This window comes from Cellulomonas septica (assembly GCF_012396155.1).
GTDB lineage: Bacteria > Actinomycetota > Actinomycetes > Actinomycetales > Cellulomonadaceae > Cellulomonas > Cellulomonas septica.
The window spans coordinates 1-1861 of record NZ_JAAXOY010000688.1 but is presented as its reverse complement, the minus strand read 5'-3'; the positions used below and the strand labels follow the sequence as shown (position 1 = coordinate 1861).

2 protein-coding genes are annotated in these 1861 nt (G+C 73.8%); both read left to right on the top strand.

What is annotated here, in order from left to right; translation table 11 throughout:
* A partial coding sequence (locus tag HGA02_RS18120) for a lytic transglycosylase (protein WP_168680678.1) occupies positions 1–885 on the top strand: 885 nt, incomplete at its 5' end.
* Between the two features lie 49 nt (positions 886–934).
* Positions 935–1861: protein kinase domain-containing protein (locus tag HGA02_RS18115; protein ID WP_168680676.1), on the top strand; the 927-nt coding region annotated here is incomplete at its 3' end.

Genomic DNA, 1861 nt, shown 5'->3' with positions numbered 1-1861 from the left:
CTCGCCGTGACCGCCACCGGCACCGCCGCGCACGCCGACGAGCAGGTCACGGTCCGCTCCGGCGACACCGTGAGCCACATCGCGGCCCGGCACGGCTCGACCGTCACGGCCGTCCGCCAGGCCAACGGCCTCGACGCGCGCGCCTTCATCCGCGTCGGTCAGGTGCTCACGATCCCGACCGGGTCGTCCGGCGTGCGCGTCGCCCCGGTCGCGACCACCGCACCGGCGCCGGCTGCCGCGACGTACACCGTCCGCAACGGCGACACCGTCAGCCACATCGCGAGCCGTCACGGCACCACGGTCGCGGCGATCGTCTCCGCGAACGGTCTCGACGCGCGCGCCTTCATCCGGGTCGGCCAGACGCTCACCATCCCGGGCGTCGCGCCGGCCGCGGCGACGAGCGTCGGCTCGACCTTCGCCGGTCGGTCCTACCCGGCCGCGACGGTCTCCGCCGCCAACGCCAACCTCGCCGCGCTGCGTGCGTCCGCCGTGCCGTCGAAGGCCGACATGCGGGCCAAGATCACCGCGACGGCGCGCGCGTACGGCGTCGACCCGGCGCTCGCGCTCGCCGTCGCGTTCCAGGAGTCCGGCTTCAACCACGCCGTCGTCTCCCCCGCGAACGCCATCGGCACCATGCAGGTCATCCCGTCGTCCGGGAAGTGGGCGTCGGACCTCGTCGGGCGGCCGCTCGACCTGCTGAACCCCGACGACAACGTCGTCGCGGGCGTCGCGATCCTGCGCTCGCTCGTGCGCAACGCGCCCGACCTGCCGACCGCGATCGCCGGGTACTACCAGGGCGCGTCGTCCGTGAAGCGCAACGGCATGTTCACCGACACCAAGCAGTACGTCGCCAACGTGCAGTCGCACATGACGCGCTTCGCCTGAGGGCCCTGCCTGCGACGATCCGGGCACGCCCGACCGTAGACTCCTGCGCGTGGGAGCCACCGTCACCGATCCGCTCGTCGGCCGCCTGGTCGACGGCCGGTACGAGATCGTCTCCCGGATCGCGCGCGGCGGGATGGCGACCGTCTACCTGGCCGTCGACCGTCGGCTCGACCGCGACGTCGCCCTCAAGGTCATGCACCCGCACCTCGCGGAGGGCACCTCGGGCGCGGACTTCGTCGCGCGGTTCCGTCGCGAGGCCCGGACCGCTGCCCGGCTCACGCACCCCGGCCTGGTCGGCGTCTTCGACCAAGGGCTCGACGGCGAGACCAGCTATCTCACGATGGAGTACGTCGACGGCTCCAACCTGCGCCGCCGGATCGCCGAGCAGGGTGCGCTGACCGTCGGCGAGACGCTGCGCGTCACCGAGGCCGTGCTCGACGCGCTCGCCGCGGCCCACCGCGTCGGGCTCGTCCACCGGGACATCAAGCCCGAGAACGTCCTGCTGGCGAGCGACGACCGGGTCAAGCTCGCCGACTTCGGCCTGGCCCGTGCGGTCACCGAGGTCACGTCGACCACGACCGGCACCGTGCTCGGCACGGTCGCGTACCTCGCGCCCGAGCTCGTGGTGCGCGGTGCGAGCGACGCCCGCACGGACGTCTACGCGTGCGGCATCCTCCTGTACGAGATGCTCGTCGGCGCCCAGCCGTTCACGGGCGAGACGCCGATCCAGGTCGCGTTCCAGCACGTGAACAACGACATCCCGGCTCCGTCCGACGCCGTGTCGTGGCTCCCCGCCGAGGTCGACGAGCTCGTCGGCGCGCTCGCCGCACGGTCCCCCGACGACCGCCCGCTCGACGCGGCCGCCGCCCTGACGCTCGTGCGGCGGACCCGGGCGTCGCTCGACACCGAGACGCTCGCCCGACGTGCCGACGTCGCGCCCTCGATCGCCCTGCCCGCGGCGACCGACCCGGACGAG